Origin of the sequence: Pseudomonas putida, from assembly GCF_002741075.1 — a bacterium.
Taxonomy (GTDB): domain Bacteria; phylum Pseudomonadota; class Gammaproteobacteria; order Pseudomonadales; family Pseudomonadaceae; genus Aquipseudomonas; species Aquipseudomonas putida_T.
This window is the reverse complement of the sequence record NZ_CP016634.1, coordinates 5640449-5666914: the sequence shown is the minus strand read 5'-3', so window position 1 is coordinate 5666914 and position 26466 is coordinate 5640449. Positions and strand designations below refer to the sequence as shown.

At 64.3% G+C, this 26466-nt stretch carries 22 protein-coding genes; 13 read left to right on the top strand and 9 right to left on the bottom strand.

Annotated features, from left to right (window positions below; translation table 11 throughout):
* The first annotated feature begins 116 nt into the window (after window positions 1–116).
* Window positions 117–1256, top strand: coding sequence for an MFS transporter (locus tag IEC33019_RS26590; protein ID WP_070093848.1), 1140 nt, complete (start codon window positions 117–119; stop codon window positions 1254–1256).
* A 111-nt stretch (window positions 1257–1367) separates the two neighbouring features.
* Here the strand turns inward: IEC33019_RS26590 and IEC33019_RS26585 are convergent, their stop codons facing one another.
* Window positions 1368–2924, bottom strand: a complete 1557-nt coding sequence (locus IEC33019_RS26585) for a phospholipase D family protein (RefSeq protein WP_070093849.1) — start codon at window positions 2922–2924, stop codon at window positions 1368–1370.
* A 59-nt stretch (window positions 2925–2983) separates the two neighbouring features.
* Window positions 2984–4414 carry a PLP-dependent aminotransferase family protein gene (locus IEC33019_RS26580; protein ID WP_070093850.1) on the bottom strand — a complete coding sequence of 477 codons (1431 nt, stop codon included), beginning with the start codon at window positions 4412–4414 and terminating at the stop codon, window positions 2984–2986.
* A gap of 179 nt (window positions 4415–4593) precedes the next feature.
* Here IEC33019_RS26580 and IEC33019_RS26575 point away from each other — a divergent pair, with 179 nt between their 5' ends.
* Complete coding sequence (locus IEC33019_RS26575) at window positions 4594–4824, top strand: DUF1127 domain-containing protein (protein WP_070093851.1); 231 nt, start codon at window positions 4594–4596, stop codon at window positions 4822–4824.
* 192 nt (window positions 4825–5016) lie between these two features.
* Here IEC33019_RS26575 and IEC33019_RS26570 read toward each other — a convergent pair whose 3' ends face one another.
* A complete protein-coding gene (locus tag IEC33019_RS26570) occupies window positions 5017–6309 on the bottom strand; it encodes an NAD(P)/FAD-dependent oxidoreductase (protein ID WP_070093852.1) in 1293 nt (430 codons plus the stop codon).
* 179 nt (window positions 6310–6488) lie between these two features.
* On the opposite strand from IEC33019_RS26570, the gene IEC33019_RS26565 reads away from it, so the two are divergent.
* On the top strand, window positions 6489–6842 hold the full coding sequence (locus tag IEC33019_RS26565) for a YkgJ family cysteine cluster protein (protein ID WP_070093853.1): 354 nt from the start codon (window positions 6489–6491) through the stop codon (window positions 6840–6842).
* Window positions 6843–6845: 3 nt separating this feature from the next.
* Here IEC33019_RS26565 and IEC33019_RS26560 read toward each other — a convergent pair whose 3' ends face one another.
* Window positions 6846–7334, bottom strand: coding sequence for an Lrp/AsnC ligand binding domain-containing protein (locus IEC33019_RS26560; RefSeq protein WP_043213006.1), 489 nt, complete (start codon window positions 7332–7334; stop codon window positions 6846–6848).
* Between the two features lie 155 nt (window positions 7335–7489).
* On the opposite strand from IEC33019_RS26560, the gene dadA reads away from it, so the two are divergent.
* From dadA to IEC33019_RS26530, 6 genes are all read left to right on the top strand, one after another.
* Window positions 7490–8791, top strand: coding sequence for a D-amino acid dehydrogenase (gene dadA / locus IEC33019_RS26555; protein WP_070093854.1), 1302 nt, complete (start codon window positions 7490–7492; stop codon window positions 8789–8791).
* The gene (locus IEC33019_RS26550) at window positions 8763–9116 is read left to right on the top strand and encodes a RidA family protein (protein WP_070093855.1); all 354 of its coding nucleotides are present in this window, start codon (window positions 8763–8765) and stop codon (window positions 9114–9116) included. Before dadA ends, IEC33019_RS26550 begins: the two co-directional genes overlap by 29 nt.
* Window positions 9117–9206: 90 nt before the next feature.
* Window positions 9207–10280: an alanine racemase gene (gene alr / locus IEC33019_RS26545; RefSeq protein ID WP_070093856.1), complete on the top strand. Its 1074-nt coding sequence runs from the start codon at window positions 9207–9209 to the stop codon at window positions 10278–10280.
* A gap of 110 nt (window positions 10281–10390) precedes the next feature.
* A complete protein-coding gene (locus IEC33019_RS26540) occupies window positions 10391–10939 on the top strand; it encodes a cupin domain-containing protein (RefSeq protein WP_043213014.1) in 549 nt (182 codons plus the stop codon).
* Window positions 10940–11093: 154 nt separating this feature from the next.
* Window positions 11094–11498, top strand: a complete 405-nt coding sequence (locus tag IEC33019_RS26535) for a c-type cytochrome (protein ID WP_070093898.1) — start codon at window positions 11094–11096, stop codon at window positions 11496–11498.
* 189 nt (window positions 11499–11687) lie between these two features.
* Window positions 11688–13553, top strand: coding sequence for an acetyl-CoA hydrolase/transferase C-terminal domain-containing protein (locus IEC33019_RS26530; protein ID WP_070093857.1), 1866 nt, complete (start codon window positions 11688–11690; stop codon window positions 13551–13553).
* Window positions 13554–13582: 29 nt separating this feature from the next.
* Here the strand turns inward: IEC33019_RS26530 and xpt are convergent, their stop codons facing one another.
* Both xpt and rep read right to left on the bottom strand, forming a co-directional pair.
* Window positions 13583–14155, bottom strand: a complete 573-nt coding sequence (gene xpt, locus IEC33019_RS26525; protein WP_070093858.1) for a xanthine phosphoribosyltransferase — start codon at window positions 14153–14155, stop codon at window positions 13583–13585.
* Between the two features lie 71 nt (window positions 14156–14226).
* Window positions 14227–16236 (bottom strand): DNA helicase Rep, encoded by a 2010-nt coding sequence (gene rep, locus IEC33019_RS26520; protein ID WP_099594090.1) that lies wholly within the window; start codon window positions 16234–16236, stop codon window positions 14227–14229.
* 252 nt (window positions 16237–16488) lie between these two features.
* On the opposite strand from rep, the gene IEC33019_RS26515 reads away from it, so the two are divergent.
* Window positions 16489–18153: a putative bifunctional diguanylate cyclase/phosphodiesterase gene (locus IEC33019_RS26515; protein ID WP_070093860.1), complete on the top strand. Its 1665-nt coding sequence runs from the start codon at window positions 16489–16491 to the stop codon at window positions 18151–18153.
* Between the two features lie 106 nt (window positions 18154–18259).
* On the opposite strand, the gene IEC33019_RS26510 is transcribed toward IEC33019_RS26515, so the two are convergent.
* The gene (locus IEC33019_RS26510) at window positions 18260–19648 is read right to left on the bottom strand and encodes a NorM family multidrug efflux MATE transporter (RefSeq protein ID WP_070093861.1); all 1389 of its coding nucleotides are present in this window, start codon (window positions 19646–19648) and stop codon (window positions 18260–18262) included.
* Between the two features lie 155 nt (window positions 19649–19803).
* Between IEC33019_RS26510 and IEC33019_RS26505 the strand changes: the two genes are divergently transcribed.
* A complete protein-coding gene (locus IEC33019_RS26505) occupies window positions 19804–20751 on the top strand; it encodes a LysR substrate-binding domain-containing protein (protein WP_070093862.1) in 948 nt (315 codons plus the stop codon).
* Window positions 20752–20865: 114 nt separating this feature from the next.
* Here IEC33019_RS26505 and hglS read toward each other — a convergent pair whose 3' ends face one another.
* Together hglS and IEC33019_RS26495 are read right to left on the bottom strand one after the other, a co-directional pair.
* Window positions 20866–22251 carry a 2-oxoadipate dioxygenase/decarboxylase HglS gene (hglS, locus tag IEC33019_RS26500; RefSeq protein ID WP_070093863.1) on the bottom strand — a complete coding sequence of 462 codons (1386 nt, stop codon included), beginning with the start codon at window positions 22249–22251 and terminating at the stop codon, window positions 20866–20868.
* Between the two features lie 242 nt (window positions 22252–22493).
* Complete coding sequence (locus tag IEC33019_RS26495; RefSeq protein WP_070093864.1) at window positions 22494–23384, bottom strand: LysR family transcriptional regulator; 891 nt, start codon at window positions 23382–23384, stop codon at window positions 22494–22496.
* Window positions 23385–23520: 136 nt separating this feature from the next.
* Here IEC33019_RS26495 and amaB point away from each other — a divergent pair, with 136 nt between their 5' ends.
* Complete coding sequence (gene amaB / locus IEC33019_RS26490; protein WP_099594088.1) at window positions 23521–25011, top strand: L-piperidine-6-carboxylate dehydrogenase; 1491 nt, start codon at window positions 23521–23523, stop codon at window positions 25009–25011.
* Between the two features lie 132 nt (window positions 25012–25143).
* A complete protein-coding gene (amaA, locus tag IEC33019_RS26485) occupies window positions 25144–26430 on the top strand; it encodes an L-pipecolate oxidase (RefSeq protein WP_070093866.1) in 1287 nt (428 codons plus the stop codon).
* The last annotated feature ends 36 nt before the right edge of the window (window positions 26431–26466 follow it).

The following is a 26466-nucleotide window of genomic DNA, read 5'->3' as shown; positions in this document are numbered from 1 at the left end:
GGAGCGGGTTCACCCGCGATGGGCTGCACTGCAGCCGTGAAAGAAACTAGCCGGGTCGGCCCATGCCGTCCCGGCTTTGTCGTCTCTGCTGTTCAAGATCTGCCTGGGAGGCTGTCATGCGTTGGGGAACCTATTTTGCCGTGCTGGCGTCGGTGCTCAGTGTCGGGCTCGCACTGGGCGTGAGCATGCCGCTGGTGTCCTTGCGCCTGGAGGCCTGGGGCTACGGTGGGTTCGCCATTGGCGTGATGGCGGCGATGCCCGCGCTCGGTGTGCTGCTCGGGGCCAGCCTGGCCAGTCGCCTGGCCGGTTGGGTGGGCGTCCCGGCGGCGATGCGCCTGTGCCTGTGGGGCGGTGCGCTGTCGATCGGGCTGGTGGCGGTGTTGCCCAGCTATGCACTGTGGTTGGCGTTGCGCCTGGTGATCGGCATGGCCCTGACCGTGGTGTTCATCCTGGGTGAGAGCTGGATCAACCAACTGGTGGTCGAGCAATGGCGTGGCCGGCTGGTGGCGCTGTATGGCAGCAGCTATGCCTTGAGCCAGCTTGCCGGTCCGCTGGTGCTGGGGTTCCTTGGCTCGGACGATGACTTCGGCTTCTGGGCCGCCACAGCGCTGCTGCTGTTCGCGCCCTTGCTGCTGATGGGCCGCGGCGGCGCGCCCAGCACCGAGGCTTGCAACGTCACCTTCGGCGACCTGTTCGGATTCTGCCGGCGCCTGCCGGTGATCGCCTGGGCCATTGCGCTGTTTGCCGCCTTCGAGGCGATGATCCTGACCTTGCTGCCGGTGTACTGCCTGCAACAAGGGTTCACCGCCGAGATTGCGCTGTTCATGGTCAGCACCGTGGTGGTGGGGGATGCCGTGCTGCAGTTGCCGATTGGTGCTCTGGCCGACTACATGTCGCGGCGAACGCTGTTCAGTGGCTGCGCCCTGACCTTGCTCGTGTCGAGCTTGGCCATACCCCTTACCTTGCACACGCCGGCCATCTGGCCGGTCTGGGTCTTGTTCGGGGCCAGTGCTGGTGGGCTGTTCACCCTGTCGCTGGTGCTGATCGGCGAGCGTTACCGGGACGATGAGCTGGTGCGCGCCAACGCGCATGTGGCGCAGCTGTGGGGCATTGGCTGCCTGCTTGGGCCGTTGATTGCCGGCGCTGGCAGCCAGTGGATCAGTGGACACGCATTGCCTTGGCTGATGGCGGCAGGAGCTGCGGGGTTGGTGGTGTTGACCCGGCGGCGCGACGCTTTCGAGCCTGCTTCGGCCTGATGCCGAGGTCGGTGCTGCTTTGCCGCCCTTCGCGGCACAAGGCCGCTTCTACAGGAGATTGCGTCGCACCTGTGGGCGCGGTCTTGGGCTGCGAAGGGCAGTAAATCTGTACTAAAGCATCTTCTCCAGCCCCACAGCCTTGCTGATCCAGGCATTGAAGCGACGCCACAGCCCGCCGGGTTCGGAGGTGAGCATGCGGCGTCTGCCGTTGTCTTCGGTTACCCACACCAGTTTGTTTCCCACCAGTTTTGCCTGATAGCTGAGTGCCGGCGCCATGCCTTGCACCGCGAGGTCGCGGGTGTATTCGGCCAGTTCGGGGCTGTCGACCAGCACGCCGACTTCGGTGTTCCACAGCACCGAACGTGGGTCGAAGTTGAACGAGCCGATGAAGGTCTTGCGTCGGTCGAAGACGATAGCCTTGCTGTGCAGGCTGGAATCCGAGCTGCCGTACAGGCGCAGGCTGCGGTAGGCGCTCGGGTCACCGGGTTGGCGGCGCAGCTCGTACAGTTGCACGCCGTGCTCGAGCAGGGCGCGGCGATAGGGGGCATATCCGCCATGCACCGCTGGGACGTCGGTGGCTTCCAGGGAGTTGGTCAGCAGCTTGACCGAGGTGCCGGCATCGGCGCGACCGGTCAGGTAAAGCAAGCCCGATTCGCCCGGTACGAAGTAGGCCGACACCAGGATCAGCTCGCGATGCACATTGGCAAGCTCCGGTGCCAACTGCTGGGTCATCAGCAGGTGCGGGTCCGGCTCATCCTGGGCCAGCACCTTACTGGGTGAATCCCACAGGGCCTTGCTGTGGGCCCAGATCAGCTCGTTGCGCCACGCGTCCAGCCGTGGATTGGACTGGTAGGCCATCAAGCGGTCGTACAACGCTTTATGCTTGACCCGCGCTTGCGCCAGTGAAATCTCCAGGCGCTTGCGGCTGGCGCGCAGGTCGTTGGCATCCGGCTGGCGCCAGAGGAAGTCGCCGATCGGCAGGCTCAGGGCGCTGTTCCAGTACTGGTCGAAGCTATGGCCGAGCTGGTCGGCCACCGGGCCTACGCCGAGCAGGTCGATGTCGGTGAAGTTGAGGTTCGGCTCGGCGTCGAAGTATTCATCGCCCAGGTTGCGACCGCCGACGATCGCCATGCTGTTGTCCACCAGGAACAACTTGTTGTGCATGCGCCGGTGCTGGCGCGAGAGGTTGAACAGGCGGCCTACGGCGCGGGTGGCACCGGTGCTGCGCCCCAGGTGCAGGGGGTTGAAGACGCGGATCTGGATATTGGGATGGGCGGCGAGGGTACCCATCATGGTGTCGAGGCCGTCGCTGGTGGTGTCGTCGAGCAGTACGCGCACGCGCACACCGCGGTCGGCGGCGCGCAGCAGTTCATGGACCAGGGCGCGGGTGCTCAAGCCATCGTGGACGATGTAGTACTGCAGGTCGATGCTCGCCTGGGCGTTGCGGATCAGCTCGGCGCGGGCGCGAAACGCCTCGTTGCTGTTGGGCAGCAGGCGAAAGCCCGAGCGTCCGTCATAGGGCGCGGCCTGACGCTGGACGGAGCGGCCGAACGCCGACTCGCTGGCGGGCAGCGTCTGGCTGACTTGGCGGGGCATGCTGACACTGGCACAGCCCGACAGGCCAAGCAGCAGCGCCAGCAAGAGGGGCAGAGCTCGCTGGAGTCTCAAGGGAGGATCGTCCTGTACAGCAAGGGCTTATGGTTTGGACCGTGGGGGGCGGCGCAAAGTTACGCCGGGTCTTCGTCCGCTTCCAGTAGACGAAGGGCGGTTTCACCCACTTTGCGTACGGCAGCCTCGATCTGTGGCGTGGGCCGCGCGGCAAAGTTCATGCGCAGGCAATGCCGGTACTTGCCCGACGCCGAGAAGATACTGCCGACGGCAATCTGCACCCCCTGCTCCAGTAAAGCCCGGTTCAGGCGCAGCGTATCGAAACTTTCCGGTAATTCAACCCACAGCATGAACCCGCCCTGGGGCCGGCTGGCGCGGGTGCCAGGCGGAAAGTATCGCGTCACCCAGTCGCTCATCTGGTCGCGGCCACGCTGATATTGGGTGCGCATGCGGCGCACGTGGGGCTGATAGTGGCCGGCCTGGATGAAGTCGGCGATGGCCAGTTGCGGCTGGCTGGCGGTGCTGCCGGTGCTGATGTATTTCATGTGCAGCACGCGCTCCAGGTAGCGCCCGGGCGCTACCCAGCCGACCCGCAGGCCCGGCGCCAGGGTCTTGGAGAAGGAGCTGCACAGCAGCACGCGGCCGTCTTCGTCGAACGACTTGATGGTCCGCGGCCGCGGGTAGGTGTAAGCCAGGTCGCCGTACACATCGTCCTCGAGAATGGCCACGTCGTAGCGCTGGGCGAGGGTCAGCAAGGCCTTCTTGCGCCCCTCGGGCATGATGTAGCCCAGCGGGTTGTTGCAACTGGGGGTGAGCTGGATGAGTTTGATCGGCCACTGCTCCAGGGCCAGCTCCAAGGCTTCCAGGCTGATGCCGGTGAGCGGGTCGGTGGGAATCTCCAGGGCCTTCATGCCCAGGCCCTTGAGGGTCTGCATCGCGCCGTGGAAGCTGGGGGCCTCGACGGCAACGATATCCCCCGGCTCGCACACGGCGCGGATGCTGGTGGACAGCGCCTCGTGGCAGCCGGTGGTCACCACCAGGTCGGCCGGGCCCAGGCGGCAACCGGAGTCGAGCATCAGCCGAGCGATCTGCTCGCGCAGGGCCAGGTTGCCGTGAATGTTGTCGTAGTACAGCCCTGGCATGTCCTGGCGCCGGCTGAGCTGGGCCAGGCTTCGCAGCAGGGGCTTGAGGGTCGGGCTGTCAATGTCGGGCATGCCGCGACCCAGCTGTATCACCCCTTTTTGCGGCGTGCTGCGCACCAACTCCAGGACTTGCTCCCACTGCGAGATGTCCACCGGGCGCTGGGCGGTGCGGCTCATGGCGGGCAAGGCAGGCAGGCTTCTGTCCTCGGCGACGAAATAGCCTGACTTGGGCCGTGGCGAGACCAGGCCGTTGTCTTCGAGCAGGCGATAGGCCTGCTGCACGGTGCTCAGGCTGACCCCATGCTCCAGGCTCAAGGCGCGCACCGACGGCAGGCGCTGGCCGGGGCGGTACAGGCCCTGCTCGATGCGGGCGCCGAGCAGTTCGGCGAGGTTCAGATAGAGGGTCACGGCATACTCCTGGGCACTGTGTGTGACTTCGACCGGTACAGATGGGCTGAAAATACGTCATTCAGTCGTGTTTCGGCCAATTCTGTATGGGAATAATAAGCCGGTATTGGATCTGTATTGTCGGGGGCGCAAACCCGCATGCTTTCTCCACGGTTCGATCAGAGCAGGAGAGCGCAGTGATGAGCGGCGTGAGCGACGTACGTTTGCAATTGTTGGCCGAGGAACTGGAAGAGGGCCTGCGGCCGAAGGTCTACAACGCCCCGGCTGGGCTGGGACGTTGGGGGTTGATGTTGCACCGCTGGCGCACTCGCCGGGCCTTGTTGCAGTTGGATGATGGTCAACTGCGGGATGTCGGGCTGAGCTGGGAGCAGGCGCGCGAAGAAGGGTGCAAACCCTTCTGGAAAGACTAAATGCGATCGCTGTTGGAGCGTGCGGCGAGTGCAGACCTTGTGGGAGCGGCGGTTCGGCGCTCCGATTCACCCGCGAACACCGGCAAAGCCGGTGCCATCCACCGCATTGCATGCTTCGCGGGTAAACCCGCTCCACACAGGTCTCTGCAAAAGCAGAGGTAATATGTCTTTCCCTAGGAGCGGTGCCGGGATTCAGGCCAGCTCTTTGAGCCGATGCCAGAGCATGCCCAGTGCCAGCAGCGGCGAGCGCAGCAGCTTGCCGCCGGGGAAGGTGATGTGCGGGACCTGGGCGAACAGGTCGAAGCGCCCGCTCTGCTGGCCGCTGATGGCTTCGCCGAGCAGGCGCCCGGCCAGGTGGGTGGCGTTCACGCCATGGCCGGAGTAGGCCTGGGCGTAATAGACATTGGGCTGGCTGGTCAGGCGCCCGATCTGCGGCAGGCGGTTGGCACCGATGCCAATCATGCCGCCCCACTGGTAATCGATGCGCACGTCGGCCAACTGCGGAAACACCTTGAGCATCTTGGGGCGCATATAGGCGGCGATATCCTTCGGGTCGCGCCCGGAGTAATGGCAGGCCCCGCCGAACAGCAGGCGGTGGTCGGCCGACAGACGATAGTAGTCCAGCGCCACCCGCTGATCGCAGACTGCCATGTTCTGCGGCAGCAACTGGCGTGCACGATCCTCGCCCAGCGGTTCGGTGGCGATGATGTAGCTGCCGGCGGGCAGCACCTTGCCGCCCAGCTCACGGTTCAGGTCGTTGTGGTAGGCGTTGCAGCACAGCACCAGGGTGTTGGCGCGCACGCGTCCTTTGGCGGTATGGACCTGCACCTGCGGGCCATAGTCGATGCGCGTCACTTCCGACAGTTCATGCAGCTTCACGCCCAGGCTGGCAGCGACCCGTGCTTCGCCCAGGGCCAGGTTGAGCGGGTGCAGGTGGCCCGAGCCCATGTCGATCAGCCCGCCCACGTAGCGATCCGAGCCCACCACGCTGTGCATGTCTGAGGCCGGTACCAGACGCAGTTCGTGGCGATAGCCGAGGTTGCGCAGTTCCTCGGCATCCTCGGCGAAGCCTTCCAGTTCGCCCGGTTTGTTGGCCAGGTCGCAATAGCCCCACGTCAGGTCGCAGGCGATGGCATGACGTTCGACGCGCTCGCGGACAATATCCACGGCTTCCAGGCCCATGAGTTTGAGGCTGTGCACGCCTTGCTCGCCGATAATGGGCAGGAACTGCTCCAGCCCGTGGCCGACGCCGCGAATCAACTGCCCACCGTTGCGTCCGCTGGCGCCCCAGCCAATCCTGCGCGCCTCCAGCAGGATGACCGACAGGCCGCGCTCGGCCAGTTCGATGGCGGTGTTCAGGCCCGAATACCCGCCGCCGACGATGCAGACGTCCGCGCTGTGTTCGCCTTCGAGGGCCGGGTAGACGGTGTGCGGCAGACTGCTGGCGGCGTAATAGGAAGCGGCATGCTGCGCGCTGTGGATCATCGAGTCGGCCCTGGAAAATGGGGGAGGCGGCGAGGATAAGCTGTGCAATCGCGGTGGAGCAACCAGCGAGGGCTGGGCCCTCGTTCGCGGCTGAGCCGGCGGCGATTGACGTGCGGGAGCGGGTTCGCCCCTGAACAGGCCTATAATCCCTTCTCTATTCCCTTGCGCTCTATCTCGCCATGTCCTGCAACAGCCACAAGATTCATTTTCTGCGCGAACTGATCCCGTCCTTCGAATGCGAGCCGGGCTGTCACGACTGCTGCGGCCCGGTGACCACCTCAGCCGAGGAGATGGCGCGCCTGCCGCGCAAGTCCCGCGCTGAGCAGGATGCCGCCTTGGAGCGTCTTGACTGCGTGCACCTGGGCCCCAACGGCTGCACGGTCTACCAGGAGCGTCCGATGATTTGCCGACTGTTTGGCACCACGCCGCGCCTGGCCTGCCCGCGTGGACGCGGGCCGGAGCAGATGATCGAGCCACAGGCAGAGCAACTGGTGCACCAGTTCATTGCCACCACCCGCCAGGTGCTCGTCTGAGCCTTACTCCGGGATCGGCAGGCACAGGCTCTCTTTGACCTCTTCCATCACGATATAGCTTTTGGATTCGCGCACGTGGGGCAGCTTGAGCAGGATGTCGCCTAGCAATTTGCGGTAGGAGGCCATCTCCGAGATGCGCGCTTTTACCAGGTAGTCGAAGTCACCGGACACCAAGTGGCACTCCAGCACATGGGGCAACTTGAGCACGGCGCGGCGGAACTCCTCGAAGGTATCGCCGGACTTGTAGTCCAGGCTGATCTCGACGAACACCAGCAGACTGCCCTTCAAGTGCTGCGGATTGAGGCGGGCGTTGTAGCCCATGATGATCCCCTCGCGCTCCAGGCGGCGAACCCGTTCGGTGCAAGGGGTGGTGGAAAGGCCGACCTTTTCGCCCAGTTCGGTGAACGAGATGCGGCCGTCATTCTGCAGGATGCGCAGAATATTGCGGTCGATCTTGTCCAGTTCACGCTTGGTTTGGTGCTGGGTTCTCATAGGGGATGCCCCTCCGTGAAAGGCGATTTTGCCGAGAATTCTCGCCAAATATAGGCTTTTATATAGTGAAATGCACTGCCTATTCCTCCCTATACTGCGCCCAATCCAGCCATTTCAACAAAAGTCTGCGGCTTGCCGCGTGCGAGGGATAAACAATGCGAGTTCTGGTGCTTGGTAGCGGTGTGATCGGAACCGCCAGTGCCTACTATCTGGCCCGGCAAGGTTTCGAAGTGACGGTGGTCGATCGCCAGCCGGCAGTGGCCATGGAAACCAGCTTTGCCAACGCCGGCCAGATCTCGCCCGGCTATGCCTCGCCATGGGCTGCCCCAGGTGTGCCGGTCAAGGCCATCAAGTGGCTGCTCGAACGCCACGCCCCGCTGGCCATCAAACTCACCGGTGACGTCGACCAGTACCTGTGGATGGCGCAGATGCTGCGCAACTGCACCGCCAACCGCTATGCGGTGAACAAAGAGCGTATGGTGCGTCTGTCCGAGTACAGCCGCGACTGCCTCGACGAACTGCGCGCCGAAACCGGCATCGCCTACGAGAACCGCTCCCTGGGTACCACTCAGTTGTTCCGCACCCAGGCCCAGGTGGACGCTGCAGCCAAGGACATCGCTGTCCTCGAGCAATCCGGCGTGCCTTACGAACTGCTCGACCGCGACGGCATCGCCCGCGTCGAGCCCGCCCTGGCTGGCGTGAAGAACATCCTGGCCGGCGCCCTGCGTCTGCCGAACGACCAGACCGGCGACTGCCAACTGTTCACCACCAAGCTCGCCGAGATGGCGGTCAAGCTGGGCGTCGAGTTCCGCTTCGACCAGAACATCCAGCGCCTGGACTTCGCGGGTGACCGCATCAATGGTGTATGGATCGACGGCAAGCTGGAAACTGCCGACCGTTACGTCCTCGCATTGGGCAGCTACTCGCCGCAGATGCTCAAGCCGCTGGGCATCAAGGCGCCGGTATACCCGCTCAAGGGCTATTCGCTGACCGTGCCGATCACCAATGCGGACATGGCCCCGACCTCGACCATTCTCGACGAAACCTACAAGGTCGCCATCACCCGTTTCGACAACCGCATTCGTGTGGGCGGCATGGCCGAAATCGCAGGCTTCGACCTTTCGCTGAACCCGCGTCGGCGTGAAACCCTGGAGATGATCGTCAACGATCTTTATCCTCGCGGCGGCGACCTGAGCCAGGCCAGCTTCTGGACCGGCCTGCGCCCGGCCACCCCGGACGGCACCCCGATCGTGGGCGCCACCCCGTACCGCAACCTGTTCCTGAACACCGGTCACGGTACTCTGGGTTGGACCATGGCCTGTGGTTCCGGCCGCCTGCTGGCCGACCTGATCGCACGTAAGAAACCGCAGATCAGTGCCGAAGGACTCGACATTTCGCGTTATGGCAACAATCAGGAGATTTCCAAGCATGGCAATCCAGCGCCAGCTCACCAATGAGCGCATGAGCCAGATCGTCACCCATAACGGCACCGTCTACCTGGCGGGCCAAGTGGGGGACGACCTGGACGCCGGGATCGAGCAGCAGACCCGTGAAGTGCTGGCGAACATCGAGCGCTTGCTGGAACAGGCCGGCAGTGACAAGACCCGCCTGCTCTCGGTGACCATCTACCTGAAGGACATCGACGCGCACTTCCTGGGCATGAACGCGGTGTGGGACCAGTGGCTGCCCCAGGGCGTCGCCCCGGCCCGTGCCACGGTCGAGGCCAAGCTGTGCGAACCGGAGATTCTCGTCGAGATGTCGGTGGTCGCCGCACTGCCGTAAACCGTTCCCTCACCCTGGTACGGCGGGCACTACCCCACGCCCGTCGCGCCAGGGACTTATTGATAACCAGACTGCCAGAAGGCTGCCGCAATGCGTCCCGCCCGTGCCCTGATCGACCTTCAAGCCCTTCGCCACAACTACCGCCTGGCCCGTGAACTGTCCGGCGCCAAAGCCCTGGCCGTGATCAAGGCCGATGCCTACGGCCATGGCGCGGTGCGGTGTGCCCTGGCCCTGGAAACCGAAGCCGATGGTTTTGCCGTGGCCTGCATCGAGGAAGCGCTGGAGCTGCGCGCCGCCGGCATCAAGGCCCCGGTGCTGTTGCTCGAAGGCTTCTTCGAGGCCAGCGAGCTGGCGCTGATTGCCGAGCATGACCTGTGGTGCGTGGTGCAGTCGCTGTGGCAGCTCGAAGCGATCGAGAAGACGCCGGTGCACAAGCCGCTGACGGTCTGGCTGAAGATGGACACCGGCATGCACCGCGTCGGCCTGCACCCGAAGGATTACCAGGAGAGCTATCAGCGTCTGCTGGCCAGCGGCAAGGTGGCACGCATCGTACTGATGAGCCACTTCGCCCGTGCCGATGAGCTGGATGTGGACGCCACCGCGCAACAGGTCGCGGTGTTCGAGGCCGCCCGCCAGGGTCTGAGCGCCGAATGCAGCCTGCGCAACTCGCCTGCGGTACTGGGCTGGCCGCAGGTGCCGAGCGACTGGGTGCGCCCTGGCATCATGCTGTACGGCGCCACCCCGTTCGAAGTGTCCCAGCCTCAGGCCGAGCGCCTGCAGCCGGTGATGACCCTGCAATCGCGGGTGATCAGCGTGCGTGAACTGCCGGCCGGTGAGCCGGTGGGCTACGGCGCCAAGTTCATCACCCCGCGTCCGACCCGCGTCGGTGTGGTCGCCATGGGCTACGCCGACGGCTACCCCCGTCAGGCACCGACCGGTACGCCGGTGATGGTCGCCGGCAAGCGCACCCAACTGATCGGCCGGGTATCGATGGACATGCTCTGCATCGATTTGACCGACGTGCCTGAAGCCACCATCGGCAGCCCGGTGGAGCTGTGGGGCAAGCAGGTGCTGGCCAGCGACGTGGCTGCCCAGGCCGGGATGATCCCGTACCAGATCTTCTGCAACCTCAAGCGCGTACCGCTGGACTATATCGGCGAATGAGGCGCTGAAGCGGACAGGCTGCGGGGCGAAGTGTTGTAAATACTGAACGGCGTTGCCATCATATCGTTCACACTTCGCTCCCACCTCGACCGTTTCAGGAGGCTCCAGCTTTGGACGTCGGTGAACGACTGCAAGCCATCCGCAAGCTCAAGGGCCTGTCCCAGCGTGAACTCGCCAAACGCGCGGGCGTCACCAACAGCACCATCTCGATGATCGAGAAGAACAGCGTGAGCCCTTCGATCAGCTCCCTGCGCAAGGTGCTCAGCGGCATCCCCATGTCCATGGTCGAGTTCTTCTCAGTGGAACTGGCGCCTGAAAGCCCCACCCAGGTCGTCTACAAGGCCCACGAACTGATCGACATCTCCGACGGCGCAGTGACCATGAAGCTGGTGGGCAAGTCGCACCCCAACCGAGCCATCGCCTTCCTCAACGAGGTGTACCCGCCAGGGGCCGATACGGGCGAAGAAATGCTCACCCACGATGGCGAAGAGACCGGTATTCTGCTCGAAGGCCGGCTGGAGCTGGTGGTCGGCACCGAGACGTTCATTCTCGAGGCCGGCGACAGCTACTACTTCGAAAGCACCCGTCCGCATCGCTTTCGCAATCCTTTCGAAGAGCCTGCCCGGCTGATCAGCGCGGCGACACCCTCGAACTTTTGATCCAGCGCAGTGCATTGTTTCGGCAATACCCCTTTCCCTTGTGGGGTCGTTCCACGGTTTCGGGGTTCCCGCTATACTTTCAAACGCTCGCAGATCCGTGGCCGCGGGCGTGATTAGCCACCATGAGGGTGTTCGCGTGAACCAAATCAAGAAGATGCTGGCCGTACCAGCAGCCGTATTCGCCCTTTGGGCAATGAGCGCAACCGCTGCGACCAACGATGAACTCGCCAAGCGCCTCGAGCCGGTTGGCCAGGTATGTGTCCAGGGCCAGGAGTGCAAGGGCATGGAAGTAGCGGCCACCGCAGGTGGCGGTGGAGCCAAGACCCCAGATGAAATCATCGCCAAGCATTGCAACGCCTGCCATGGCAGCGGCCTGCTCGGCGCGCCGAAGATCGGCGACACCGCCGCCTGGAAAGAACGTGCGGACCACCAGGGTGGTCTGGACGGCATCCTGGCCAAGGCCATCACTGGCCTGAACGCCATGCCACCGAAAGGCACCTGCGCCGATTGCTCGGACGAAGAGCTCAAGGGCGCCATCAAGAAGATGTCGGGGCTGTAACCCTAGCCTGACTCCCCAAGCCCGCCTCCCATGGCGGGCTTTGTGTTTGATGGCCAAGGTGGGTGGTGGCCGTTTCGCGGGTACAGCGGTGCCAGTGAAAACACCGCTGTACCTGTGGGGTTCACCCGCGAAGAAGTCTCTGAGTAATAACGGTCCAACCCCTGCGCACGGACGTTTACAGGAGGCCCCATGACCCAACGCTGTTCCATCGATCAGGCGGTAGAGCAGGTTCTGGCTCATCTACCCCGCCATATTCACATGGGCTTGCCCCTGGGCCTGGGCAAACCCAATGCGTTCGTCAACGCGTTGTATGCCAGGGTGCGCCAGCTCCCCGAGCGCCAGCTGACGATCTACACCGCCCTGAGCCTCGGTCGCCCACCACTGGGTGATGGTTTGCAACGCCGTTTTCTGGAGCCCTTCGTCGAGCGCGTCTTCGGCGACTACGAAGAACTCGACTACCTCACCGACCTGCGTAACGACAGCTTGCCTGCGAACATCCGCGTCGAGCAGTTCTTCTTGCAGCCAGGCAGCCTGCTGCACAGCGAGAGCGCCCAGCAGGACTATGTCAGCAGCAACTACAGCCACGCCGCCCGGGATATCAATGCCAAAGGCCTGAACCTGATCGCCCAGCTGGTGGCCGCTACGCCCGAGCGCCCCGATCACCTGAGCCTGGCCTGCAACCCAGACATCACCCTCGATCTGTTACCGATGATCGCCCGTCGTCGGGCCGCCGGAGAGACCATTCTGCTGCTCGGCCAGGTGCACACCGAGCTGCCCTACATGCCGGCGGGGGCTGAGCTTGGCCGAGAGGCCTTCGACCTGTTGATCGACGAGCCGGAGCGGCGTCGGTTGTTCTGTACCCCGAACATGCCGGTCACCACCCAGGATCACTGCATCGGGCTGTACGCCAGTGCCCTGGTGCGCGATGGCGGTACCTTGCAGATCGGCATCGGCGCGATGGGCGATGCGCTGACCGCGGCCTTGCTGGCGCGCCAAGGCGACAACGCCGGCTATCGGGCGCTGCTCGACGCCCTGGACGTCACGCCTTGGCAGGCGCTGATCGAGCGCGAGGGCGGGTGCGATGCCTTCGCCCAGGGTCTGTATGGCTGCAGTGAGATGTTCGTCAACGGTTTGCTGGTCCTGGCCGAGGCGGGGGTGGTGCGGCGCCCGGCCGATGAGCAGGGCGCCTTGGTGCATGGCGGTTTCTTCCTGGGGCCCCAGGCGTTCTACCGGCGCCTGCGGGAGATGACGCTCGAGCAGCGCGGTCGTTTTGTCATGACTGCCATTAGCTACATCAACGAACTGTACGGTCAGGAGTCGCTCAAGCGCCGCCAACGCCGTGATGCCCGCTTCATCAACACGGCCTTCGGCATGACCCTGCTCGGCGCAGGCGTGGCCGATCAGCTTGAAGATGGTCGAGTGCTCAGTGGTGTGGGCGGGCAATACAACTTTGTCGCCCAGGCCCATGCCCTGGAGGGCGGGCGTTCGATCCTGCTCCTGCGCAGTTGGCGAGAGGCAGGGGGGGACGTCACCTCCAATCTGTTCTGGAACTACGGCCACTGCACCATTCCCCGGCACCTGCGCGATATCGTGATAACCGAATATGGTATCGCCGACTTACGCGGACAGACCGACAGTGAGGTGATCGCCAGGCTGTTGGCGATCAGCGATTCACGCTTTCAGCCGCAGCTGATGGAGCAGGCCAAGGCGGCGGGCAAGCTGCCCAAGGGGTTCGTGCTCGATACGCGTTTCACCGACAACACGCCCGAACGTCTGGAGGCGATACGCGAGCGGCACTCGCGGCTATTTCCTGAGTATCCGCTGGGCTGCGACTTCACGACCGAGGAAAGGGACTTGCTGCGGGCGCTCAACTGGCTCAAGAGCAAGTTCAAGCTGAGCGAGGTGCTGGAGCTGGGCAAGGCGGCGCTGGATGCGCCCGCGCCCGAGGTCTATCCGGCGCAACTGGCGAGAATGGGGCTGGCGCAGCCGCAGGGGCTGAAGGAGGAGCTGTATCAGCGGCTGCTGCTGGCGGGATTGGCAGCCACCCGTAGGTAGCAGGGGCCGCAAGGCGGCCCCAGGGTGCATCAGTCGATGAACGTGACCACACCGCCTTCGAGCGACTTGACCCGGGCCAGCGACTCGACGCGATAGCCTTGGCTGTCCAGCTCGGCGCGACCGCCCTGGAACGACTTCTCGATCACGATGCCCAGGCCTGCGACGGTAGCGCCGGCCTGCTTGATGATCGAGATCAGCGCCTGGGAAGCCTTGCCGTTGGCCAGGAAGTCATCGATCACCAGCACGCGGTCGCTGCTGTTCAGATGACGCGGCGAGATGGCCACGGTGTTCTCGGTCTGCTTGGTGAAGGAGTACACCGAGGCGGTCAGCAGGTTCTCGGTCAAGGTCAGCGACTGGTGCTTGCGGGCGAAGATCACCGGCACGCCCAGCTTCAGGCCGGTCATCACCGCCGGGGCAATCCCAGAGGCTTCGATGGTGACGATCTTGGTCACGCCGGAATCGGCGAACAGACGGGCGAACTCGTCACCGATCAGCTGCATCAGCGCCGGGTCGATCTGGTGGTTGAGAAACGCGTCGACTTTGAGAACCTGATCGGAAAGCACGATGCCTTCTTCGCGAATCTTCTGCTGCAGTGCTTCCACTGTGGTATTCCTCGATGTAGCAAAGGTGGCCACGGACCAGGCCGCGGCAAAGGTTGAATAATAAGGGTTGATCAGCGTCTGAGCATGGCCCGGATGTCGGTCAGTGCGTTGTTGCCGCGCGCAGCCTTCACTTCGACCGGCGCATCGTCCAGGCCCTCCCAGGCCAGGTCGTCCGGCGGCAGTTCGTCCAGGAACCGGCTGGGGGTGCAGTCGATGATTTCGCCATACTGCTTGCGCTTGGCGGCGAAGGTGAAGGCCAGGGTCTGGCGGGCGCGGGTGATGCCCACGTAGGCCAGGCGCCGCTCTTCCTCGATGGTGTCGGCCTCGATGCTGGAGCGGTGCGGGAGGATTTCCTCCTCCATGCCCATGATGAACACGTAAGGGAATTCCAGGCCCTTGGAGGCGTGCAGGGTCATCATCTGCACGCCCTCGGCGTTTTCTTCCTCTTCCTGCTGGCGCTCGAGCATGTCGCGCAGCACCAGCTTGCCGATGGCGTCCTCGATGGTCATGTCGCCCTCTTCGTCCTTCTCGAGGGTGTTCTTCAAGGCATCGATCAGGAACCAGACGTTGCTGATGCGGAACTCCGCTGCCTTGTCGCTGGCGGTGTTCTGGCGGATCCAGTTCTCGTAGTCGATGTCGCGGACCATGTCATGCAGGGCCGCGATCGGGTCTTCCAGGGCCACACGCTGGCGCACGCCGTCGAGCCAGTGCTTGAAGCGCTGCAGGCGCTCGGTGTAGCGGGCATCCAAGTGCTCACCCAGGCCTAGCTCCTCGCTGGCGGCGTACATCGACACGCCGCGCTCGGTGGCGTAGTTGCCGAGTTTTTCCAGGGTGGTCGAGCCGATTTCCCGGCGCGGCACGTTGATCACGCGCAGGTAGGCGTTGTCGTCGTCAGGGTTCACCAACAGGCGCAGGTAGGCCATGAGATCCTTGACCTCCTGGCGCCCGAAGAAGCTGTTGCCGCCGGAGAGGCGGTACGGCACCTGGTGGTGCTGGAGCTTGAGCTCGATCAGTTTGGCCTGGTAGTTGCCCCGGTAGAGGATGGCGAAGTCGCTGTAGGGCCGGTTGGTGCGCAGGTGCAGGGTGAGGATCTCCATGGCCACGCGCTCGGCCTCGGCTTCCTCGTTCTTGCAGCGGATCACACGGATCTCGTCACCGTGGCCCATTTCGCTCCACAACTGCTTTTCGAAGGCATGTGGATTGTTGGCGATCAGCACGTTGGCGCAGCGCAGGATGCGGCTGGTGGAGCGGTAATTCTGCTCCAGCATCACTACCTTCAGGGAGGGGTAGTCCTCCTTGAGCAGCATGAGGTTTTCCGGGCGCGCGCCGCGCCAGGCATAGATCGACTGGTCGTCGTCGCCCACCACGGTGAACTGGTTGCGCATGCCGATCAGCATCTTCACCAGCAGGTACTGGCTGGCGTTGGTGTCCTGGTATTCGTCCACCAGCAGGTAGCGCACGCGGTTCTGCCAGCGTTCGAGCACATCTTTGTGTTCTTCGAACAGCTTCACCGGCAGCAGGATCAGGTCGTCGAAGTCCACCGCGTTGAACGCCTTGAGCGTGCGCTGGTAGTGGGTGTAGACGATGGCGGCGGTCTGCTCGCGGGGATTGCGTGCCTTTTCCAGGGCCTCGGCGGGCAGGATCAGGTCGTTCTTCCAGGCACCGATCATGTTCTTGATCTCGTCGATGCCGTCGTCGCCGGAGTATTCCTTTTGCATGATGTCCGACAGCAACGCCTTGATGTCGGTCTCGTCGAAGATCGAGAAGCCAGGCTTGTAGCCCAGGCGCTCATGCTCTTTGCGGATGATGTTCAGGCCCAGGTTGTGGAAGGTGCACACGGTCAGGCCGCGGCCTTCACCTGCACGCAGCAGGGTGCCGACCCGCTCTTTCATCTCGCGCGCGGCCTTGTTGGTGAAGGTCATGGCCACGATGTACTGCGCACGGATGCCGCAGTTCTGAATGAGGTGGGCGATCTTGCGCGTGATCACGCTGGTCTTGCCGGAGCCTGCACCGGCGAGCACCAATAGAGGGCCGCCGACGTAGTCACAGGCTTCCTGTTGCCGGGGATTGAGTCGGGACATGCTAGAAACCGGGGGTCACCAGAAAATAGCCGCGCATTCTAGCAGGCATGGGGCGGTTGTGGCGTTACCGTCTGACAGTGTGACGCAAGGCGCGAATCGGATTTGCCGCTTTTGTTACTTTCGCGCAGGATGCACGACAAAATGCGTCGGGATACTGGCTATGGAGTGGCACTTTAAGTGAAAATTATTTTCATTCGCGAGGGTTGGATGCTCCGCGCCCGTCGTTCTACTGTTCAAGCCTAAGGAGCTCGCTTGTCCACGCCTGTCGAACCGTTGCGTTTGCTGCTGTTGGCCGATGAGCCGGAATGGGCCACCCTGCTGCGCGAATGCCTGCAGCCAATGGCCGGGAGCGCGGTATTGCTGACCGCACCGAACTGGGAGTCGGTAGACAGCCTGTTCGTCAATGACCGCCAAGCCGTCGTCCTGGCAAGGCCGGCGTTGCAACCGGCGCCGGGTCGTTGCGACCTGCCGACTATCCTGCTGCTCGATGAAGAGCCCGACACGCCACCCACCGCGGTCAGCGACTGGCTGGTGCGCGAGCAGTTGAGTGGTGACGCGCTGCGCCGCTCCCTGCGTCATGTGCGCGAGCGGGGTGTGCTGGTGGCCACTTTGCAGCGTCTGGCCGAGCAGGACCCCTTGACCGGCATCGCCAACCGCCAGGGCTTCCAGGCATTGCTGACCGCACGCCTGGCGGAAAACGAAGGCCGCGGCGTCGCGCTGGGTCATCTGGACCTGGACAACTTCCGCCACGTCAACGATGCCCTCGGCCACCAGGGCGGCGATCGCCTCATCCTGCAGGTGGTGGCGCGGCTGAAGCAGCAACTGGAGGCCGGGGACCAGTTGGCCCGGTTGGGCAGCGATGAATTCGCCCTGCTGATCGACACCCGCCGCGATGGCAACCGCGCCGAGTGGATGGCCGAACGCATCGTCGAGGCCCTGGCCGAGCCCTATTGGGTCGACGGCGAGAGCTTGTTGCTCGGCGCCAGCCTGGGGGTCGCCCATGCCCGTGCGCAGGCTGGCGCCGATCCGTTGATGTGGCATGCCCACATCGCCATGCGCCAGGCCAAAGGCAGCCAGGGCTGCACCTTCCATGTGTTCAACGAGCGGATCAACCGCAACGCCCGCAGCCTCGCCGACCTGGAAAGCGAGCTGCGCCGGGCCCTGCGCCGCGACGAGCTGGAGTTGCACTACCAGCCCCGGCTGAGCCTGGGCGATGGCCGCATCGTCGGCCTTGAGGCGCTGGTGCGTTGGCGTCACGCCGAACGTGGCCTGTTGCCGCCCAGCGAGTTCGTGCCCCTGGCCGAGCAGAGTGGCTTGATCGTGCCTTTGGGCTATTGGGTGATCTCCCGTGCCCTGCGCGACATGCAGGCATTGCGTGAGCGGGGGCTCGAGCCTTTGCACATGGCGGTCAACCTGAGCTTCCGCCAGTTCCAGGACAGCCAGTTGCTGGTCACGCTCAGCCGTTTGATCATCGAGCACGGTGTCGATGCCCGTTGGCTGGAGTTCGAACTCACCGAGACGGCGGTGATGCGGCGCAACGAGCTGGTTCGCCAGACGATGGACGCCTTGGGACGCCTGGGTGTGCGCTTTTCCCTGGATGACTTCGGCACAGGCTTTTCGTCGTTCGTGCACCTGAATAGCCTGCCGATCACCTTGCTCAAGGTGGATCGCAGCTTCGTCGGCGGCATGGAGCTGCGCGAAGAGAACCGCAAGCTGGTGCACGCCATGATCAACCTGGCGCACAACCTCAATCTGGAGGTGGTGGCCGAAGGGGTGGAGACCGAGGAGCAAATGGCGCTGCTGCGCGGCTTTGGCTGTGACCAGGTGCAGGGCTACCTGGTGAGTAAGCCGTTGCCGGTCGATGAGTTGATGGACTACCTGCAGCAGGCGGCCAAGCCGCAGTTAGTGAGCCTGTAGTTGCCACCGAGTCGTCATCTTCGCGGGTGAGCCGGCCCCCACAAGGAACACCGTTACCCTGTGGGATCGGGTTCACCCGCGAAAGGCCGCGCCGCGGCCTCGGCAATCAGACCGACACCACTACCCCATCGGCCTTGCGCGCCTTGCCCAGCATCCGCTTGGTCCGCCATTCAAAACCAATGGTCAGTGCAACCGCCGCACACGCCAGGCCCAAGGCCAGCCCCCACCACACACCCACCGCGCCACCGCCGAGAGTGAAGGTGAACAGCCAGGCGCTGGGCGCCCCCACCAGCCAATAGCAGCACAGGCCGATGAGGAAGGTGGTCTTGGCATCCTTCAGCCCGCGGATCGAGCCCATGGCGATGGTCTGCATGCCATCGAACAGCTCGAACCAAGCCGCCACCATCAACAGGCTCACCGCCAGCTGGAAGATCGCCGCGAAGGCCGGGTCGTCGCGGTCGATGAACAAGGCCACCAGTGTGTCGGGCAGCAGCCAGAACAACGCCGCAAAGGCGAACATGATCATCGCCCCGAAGCCGATGCCCACCCGCCCGGCGCTGCGCGCGGCCAGCAGGTTGCCGCCGCCGTAATACAGCCCCACACGCATGGTCACTGCATAGGAAAGGCCCGTCGGCACCATGAACGCGGTGGAGACGATCTGCAGGGCGATTTGGTGCGCCGCCAGTTCGGTGCTGCCCAGCACCCCCATGCACAAGGCCGCGAAGGCGAACAGGCCGACCTCCACCATGTAGGTGCCGCCGATCGGCAGGCCCAGGCGCCACAGCTCGCGCAGCGCGGGCAGGGATGGGCGCGACAGGCCCTTGCGCAGCGGGTAGTCGGCATAGGCCTTGTGCCAGCGGATGTACAGGGCCAGCGCGATGGCCATGCCCATCGACACCACCGCCGTGACCAGGCCGATGCCCATCAGGCCGAGCTTGGGCAGGCCGAACATGCCTTCGATCAGCGCGTGGTTGAACACATAGTTGAGCACCGTGCCCACCAGGCTGATGACCATCACCGGCGTCGAACGGCCCAGGGCGCTGGTGAAGCCACGCAGGGCCATGAAAGTCAGGTAGCCGGGCAGGGCCAGCGGCAGCAGGGTGAGGAACGCCATCGCCGAGGCGACGTTCTCCGGTTGCTGGCCAAACAGCAGCAGGGCAGGTTCCAGGTTCCACAGCACCAGCGCCGCCACCAGCGCCAGGCCCCAGGCCAGCCACAGACCGTTCTGCGCCAGACGGGTCGCCCCGGGAACATCGCCTGCGCCCTGGCGGATGGCGACCAGCGTACCGACCGCGGCGATGACGCCCAGGCAGAAGATCGACACGAACGAATAGCTGGCCGCCCCCAACCCGCCCCCGGCCAGGGCCTGAGGGCTGATGCGCGCCATCATCAGGGTGTCGGTCAGCACCATCAGCATGTGCGCCAACTGCGAGGCGATCAGCGGGCCGGCCAGGCGCAGCAGAGCCTTGAGTTCGGTGGTGGGCGCGACGTGCATTGGGATGTCCTTTTTCCTGATTCTATTGAGCGAGCCGACGATTCTGAGGCTTCGGTCAAGTTTGCACAAAAGGATAAATGCGATCGTTGGCATGAGTTGAACTCATGTATATATGTGTCCACGATTTCATTTTCGCCCCGCAGGGCAGGTGCCAGATGTCTCGTCAGCTTCCGCCGCTCTATGCGCTACGCGCATTCGAAGCCGCCGCCCGGCTGAGCTCGTTCACCCGCGCCGGTGAAGAGCTGTCCATCACCCAGAGCGCGGTCAGCCGGCACATCCGTACCCTTGAGGATCACTTCGCCTGTCGCTTGTTCGTGCGCAACGGTCGCAGCCTGCAACTGACCGAGGCGGCGCGGGTGCTGTTGCCCGGCGTGCATGAAGGTTTCAGCGCCCTGGAGCGGGCCTGCGACACGTTGCGCGGCGAAGACGACATCCTGCGCATGAAGGCGCCATCGACATTGACCATGCGCTGGCTGCTGTCGCGCCTGAGCCAGTTCCGCCACCTGCAGCCGGGCAACGAAGTGCAACTGACCAGCGCCTGGATGGATGTGGACCATGTGGACTTCAACCAGGAGCCATTCGACTGCGCGGTGTTGCTCAGCGATGGGGTGTTCCCAGCGGACTGGGAAGTGCGGCGGCTGTTCGCCGAGCTGCTGATCCCGGTAGGCGCGCCGGGCCTGCTCGAGGAAGGCCCATGGGACGAGCGGCGTCTGGCGGGCATCGAGTTGCTGCACCCGACGCCCGACAAGCGCGATTGGCGCGCCTGGCTGGAACGCATGGGGCTGTCCGACAAGGTCTCGCTCAAGGGCGGGCAGGTGTTCGACACCCTGGAGCTGGGCATGATCGCCGCTGCTCGTGGCTATGGCATCTCAATGGGAGATCTATTGATGGTGGCCGAGGATGTCGCCCAGGGGCGCCTGAGCCTGCCGTGGCCGACGGCGGTGCCCAGTGGCATGGATTACTACCTGGTATGGCCCCGGACACGGCCGGGTGGGGAGCGATTGCGGCGCTTGAGCCAGTTCTTGCAGGAGGAGGCGGCTGCGATGAACCTGCCGGATGTGCGCATTCTCGAAGCACCCGCGGCGGCTCCATTTTCGCCGTAGTGCCTGATAGCGCCTGGGGCCGCTGCGCAGCCCTTTCGCGGCACAAGGCCACTCCTACAGAAGCGCTGTGCGTATCTGCAGGAGCGGCCTTGTGCCGCGAAAGACAGCCTCAGATCACTTGAAGTCCAGGTTCAGCGCCTGGGCGCAGGCCTGCAGCGAACGCTGTTCGCTCTGGGCATACAACGCCAGTTCATCCTGCACCTTCATCTGCAGTGCCGCTTCGAAGGCGTCGCGGTTGGCGTTGCTGCCGTACTCGGCCTGGGCATCGTCACCCAGGTTGGACTGGAAGATCCCGGCGGCGCTGACTGGCAGGAAGTCTTCGTACACCAGCGCCTCGAAGTGCACGTGGCCGGCATCGATCAGACCTTGCAGGGTGGCCGGGCGGTCTTGCTGATCGCGGGCGGCCAGGCCCTTTTCGGTAGCGAAATAGCGGAAGTACGCCAGCCCTTGCTCGCGCATCTGCGCCAGGTCATCCGGGAACTCGGCGAACTGCGCTTTGAGCAGCGCCCTGTATCGCTCGGCGTTGGCTTCGGCTGGCGCGCCGCCCAGGGCCTCGCGGGTGGCGTCGAGCAGGCGGTCATAGAGCTGGCGGCCTTTGGGGGTCAGGGCCGCGCCGCGTTGTTCGATCTCGCCGAAACGCGCGGTATGGCTGCCTTGCGCATCGCTGAAGGCGACCTTTTCCTGCAGCGCCTTGAAGCTGGTCTGGCGCAGCAGAATCGGGTGGCGGCGGGTGGGCGGGCCTTCGACCACGGCCTTGGGCGGAATCCCTTTGGCTGGCATGCCCACCTGGATGGCGTCGATGTCCAGGGTACGAGGGGTCAGGTGGTTGATGTGCGGGCCCTTGAAGGCCACCACGTCAGCGATCAGGCGGTGCTGGTCGTGCAACTGCTGGTACTGCTCGGCCGTGACGGTGGCGTCCTGGTGCCAGCGGAAGGTATGCAGCGCCTCCTGCACGAAGGTCTCGGCGTCGCTGGCGCTCAGGCCGCCGTCGCGCTCGCACTGGGCGATCAGCTCCAGCACACGCGGGGTGAAGATCTTGCGCTTGGCCAGGATGCCTTGGGCCAGCTCGCGCAGTTGCGGATTGTCGATCAGCTCCAGGCGCAGCAGCGAGGTGAACACACGGAACGGGCTGATGTGCAGGGACTGCTCGTGCACGGCACGAAACGCAGTGGAATGCACAGGCACCCCGGCGCTGCTCAGGTCGTAGTAACCGACCGGCTCCATGCCCATGACCGCGAACAGACGGGCGATGGTGGCCAGTTCCTCGGCGGTGCCGACGCGGATGGCACCGTGGCGCTCCTGGTCGAGGCGCTCGATTTCACCGGTCCAGCGCAGGGCCTCGGCGACCTTGGGTTGCTGGGTCATGACCTGCTGGTTGATTTCGCTCACCAGCTCCAGCAGCGTGCCGTACAGGGGCACTTCCTGTTTGTACATGAGGGACATGGCGGCAGAGAACTGCGCGCGGATGCTGTCGGGGCTGACGAAATCGTGGGCGGGCATCGCTAGCTTCCTGAGGGTGAGTGAGTACCCTTACATGAAAGCTGGGAATGCACTTTCCCCACAAGCGAAAAAAAGTGCAGGTGTCATTCCTTTTTGGATCGACCTTTTGGGCTGCGAATCCCTTGCCATTCACCGAGGTGGCTTCTTCGCGGGTAAACCCGCTCCGACAAGTTCTCCAGGGGTCTCACTATCACCGCTATACCTCTGGGAGCGGGTTCACCCGCGCAGTCGAGCCCCACCTATCAGCCTTGCAACTGTTCTCTGACCCACTCCACCAACGCCCGCACCTTCGGCACCTCCGCCGCATGTTCGGCGAACGCCAGGTAGTGCGCGCCGTTGCTTTTCATCGCATGGTTCCAGGCCATCACCAGACTCCCCTCGGCCAGTTCCTTGGCCACCAGGTAGCGCGGCACCAACGCCACACCGCAGCCGGCCTGTGCCGCGCTCAGCGCCATATAGAAGGTATCGAAGCGCGGCCCGTGGTAGCTGTTGTCGGTGTGCAATCCTTGCTCCAGGAACCACTCGTGCCAGGCTTCCGGGCGGGAGGTGCTTTGCAGCAGCACCAGTTGCGCCACCGCACTGGCGTCCTTGAGCTCGCGGCCTTGCAGAAGCTCCGGCGCGCACACCGGCACCACCTCTTCGCTGAACAGCTCCACGCAGGTGGCGCCCGGCCAGGTGCCCTGGCCGTAGAAGAACACCGCGTCCGCCGACCCCTGGAGCAGGGCGAAGGGTTCCATCTCGTTGCGGATGTCCAGGTGGATGTTCGGGTAGCGCTTGCCAAAGCCTTTGAGGTGCGGAATCAACCAGCGCACGCCAAAACTCGGTTGGGTGGCTACCTTCAATACTTCGGTCTGCTCGCCGTAGGTCAGGACGTAGCGGCTGGACATGTCCACCTGGGTGAGGATCTTGTTGACCTCGGCCAGGTACAGCGAGCCGGCTGGCGTGAGCTGCAGCCGTCGACGGATACGCAGGAACAGATGGTGGCGCAGCATCTCTTCGAGCTGCGCGACTTGCTTGCTGACCGCACTCTGGGTCAGGTGCAGCTCTTCGGCCGCACGGGTGAAACTCAAGTGGCGGGCAGCGGCCTCGAAGCACTGCAGGGCGGTCATCGAGGGTACCAGGCGTTTGGACATAGCGGTCTCTACGGCAGGATGATCATTACCTGACGGAATGATATGCGGAATAAAGGTCGTTTGTTGCGCTAGTGTGATCGGATTAATACTGATCCACGTCAGGTTTTCAACCCTCCACCCCCTGTAGGAGAAGCACATGGTCGCTGGATTGCTCGAGCGCCTTGGCGTTGCCGCCGAGGCTTACACCCAGGGTGACTACCCTGTTCACACCCCGATCGACGGTAGCCAGATCGCCTCGGTGAAACTGCTCGGCAAGGCCGAGACCACTGCCCGCATCGACCAGGCCCACAAAGCCTTCGAAGCCTGGCGCAGCGTACCGGCGCCGCGCCGTGGCGAGCTGGTGCGTCTGTTTGGCGAAGTGCTGCGTGCACACAAGGCCGAGCTGGGCGAGCTGGTATCCATCGAAGCTGGCAAGATCACCCAGGAAGGTCTGGGCGAAGTGCAGGAAATGATCGACATCTGCGACTTCGCCGTTGGCCTGTCGCGTCAGCTGTACGGCCTGACCATCGCTTCCGAGCGCCCTGGCCACCACATGCGTGAGACCTGGCACCCGCTGGGCGTGGTCGGCGTCATCAGCGCCTTCAACTTCCCGGTCGCGGTCTGGGCGTGGAACACCGCGCTGGCGCTGGTCTGCGGCAACGCTGTGGTGTGGAAGCCGTCCGAAAAGACCCCGCTGACCGCCCTGGCCTGTCAGGCCTTGTTCGAAAAAGCCCTGAAAGCCTTTGGCGATGCGCCGCAAGGCCTGAGCCAACTGGTGATTGGCGGTCGCGAAGCCGGCGAAGCCCTGGTGGACGACCCGCGCGTGCCGCTGGTCAGTGCCACCGGCAGCACCCGCATGGGCCGCGAAGTGGGCCCACGTGTGGCCGCCCGATTCGGCCGCAGCATCCTGGAGCTGGGTGGCAACAACGCCATGATCCTGGCCCCGAGCGCCGACCTGGACCTGGCCGTGCGCGGCATCCTGTTCTCCGCCGTCGGCACCGCTGGCCAGCGCTGCACCACGCTGCGTCGCCTGATCGTGCACCGCTCCATCAAGGACGAAGTGGTTGCCCGCGTCAAAGCGGCCTACGGCAAGGTTCGCATCGGTGATCCACGCAAGGACAACCTGGTCGGCCCACTGATCGACAAGCTGTCCTTCGATGCCATGCAAGGCGCGCTGGCCAAGGCCCGCGACGAAGGTGGCCAGGTGTTCGGCGGCGAGCGCCAGCTGGCCAGCGAATACCCCAACGCCTACTACGTCTCGCCGGCCATCGCCGAGATGCCGGGCCAGAGCGAAGTGGTACGCCACGAGACCTTCGTTCCGATCCTCTACGTGCTGGCCTACGACGACTTCGAAGAGGCCCTGCGCCTGAACAACGAAGTGCCACAAGGCTTGTCCTCGTGCATCTTCACCACCGACCTGCGTGAGGCCGAGCGCTTCCAGAGCGCCTCGGGCAGCGACTGCGGCATCGCCAACGTCAACATCGGCACCAGCGGTGCGGAAATCGGCGGTGCGTTCGGTGGCGAGAAGGAAACCGGCGGTGGCCGTGAGTCCGGCTCCGATGCCTGGAAAGGCTACATGCGTCGTCAGACCAACACCGTGAACTACTCGCGTGAGCTGCCGCTGGCGCAGGGCATCGTGTTCGACTGATGATCGCAGGCGGGGGCTTTGCCCCCGTATCGCGGCACTAGGCCGCTCCTACCTGTTGCTGTGGGAGCGGCCTTGTGCCGCGAATGGGCCGCACGGCGGCCCCAACAAGAACAAAATTGCTGGAGCCGGGCCATGTCCGAATTGCGTCAAGAATGTCTGTGGGAGTTCGTCACCAAGCCGACCGTCGCCGCCCAGGCGTTGGCGGGTGAGCACAAGGCCGATGTCTGCGTGATCGGCGGTGGCATCACGGGGCTGTCCGCGGCCATCCACCTGCTCGAACAGGGCAAGTCGGTGATCCTGCTGGAGGCCTGGAAGATTGGCCATGGCGGCTCTGGACGCAACGTCGGTCTGGTCAATGCCGGCACCTGGATCCGCCCCGACGATGTCGAGGCGACCCTCGGCCTTGAGCAGGGCAGTCGCCTGAACAAAGCGCTCGGCGGCGCGCCTGCCGAAGTGTTCGCGATGATCGAGCGCCTCGGTATCGACTGCCAGGCCCATCACAAGGGCACGCTGCACATGGCGCACAACGCCACCGGTATCGCCGACCTTGAGGCGCGCCACGACCAGTGGAGCCGTCGCGGTGCGGATGTCGAGCTGCTGACCGGGGCCCGCTGCCAGGAGTACTGCGGTACCGACAAGATTTCCGCCGCGCTGCTTGACCGCCGCGCCGGCACCATCAACCCCATGGCTTACACACAGGGCCTGGCCGCTGCCGTGGCGCGCCTGGGCGGCCGGGTGTTCCAGCAGTCTTCGGTCGAAGGTCTGGAGCGCGACGGCGATGGCTGGCGAGTGAATACCGCGCGTGGTTCGGTGCGCGCCGACAAGGTGGTGATCTCCACCGGCGCCTACACCGAAGGCGAGTGGAGCAACCTGCAGAAGCACTTCTTCCGGGGTTATTACTACCAAGTGGCCTCCAAGCCACTGCAAGGCGCTGCGGCCGACAAGGTCCTGCCCCACGGCCAGGGCTCCTGGGACACCCGCACCGTGCTCAGCAGCATTCGTCGCGACGATCAGGGCCGTTTGCTGCTCGGCAGCCTTGGTCGGGTCGACAACAAGCCGGCGTGGTTCGTGCGCAGTTGGGCCGACCGCATTCAGAGCCATTACTACCCCGAGCTGGGCAAGGTGGAGTGGGAGATGCACTGGACCGGTTGCATCGATTTCACCCCCGATCACCTGATGCGCCTGTTCGAGCCAGCTCCAGGGCTGGTGGCGGTGACCGGGTACAACGGCCGGGGCAACACCACCGGCACGGTGATTGGCCGTGCCTTCGCCGAGTTCTTGCTCGAGGACGACCCGAACAGCCTGCCGATCCCGTTCTCGCCGATGAAGCCGGTCAGCGCGCCGTCGCTGCGTACGGCCTTCTATGAATCGGGCTTCTCGCTGTATCACGCGGGGCAATGCCTGCGGGTAGTGCTGTAACCGCCTAGGCTTGTTCGCGGATGAACCCGCTCCTAT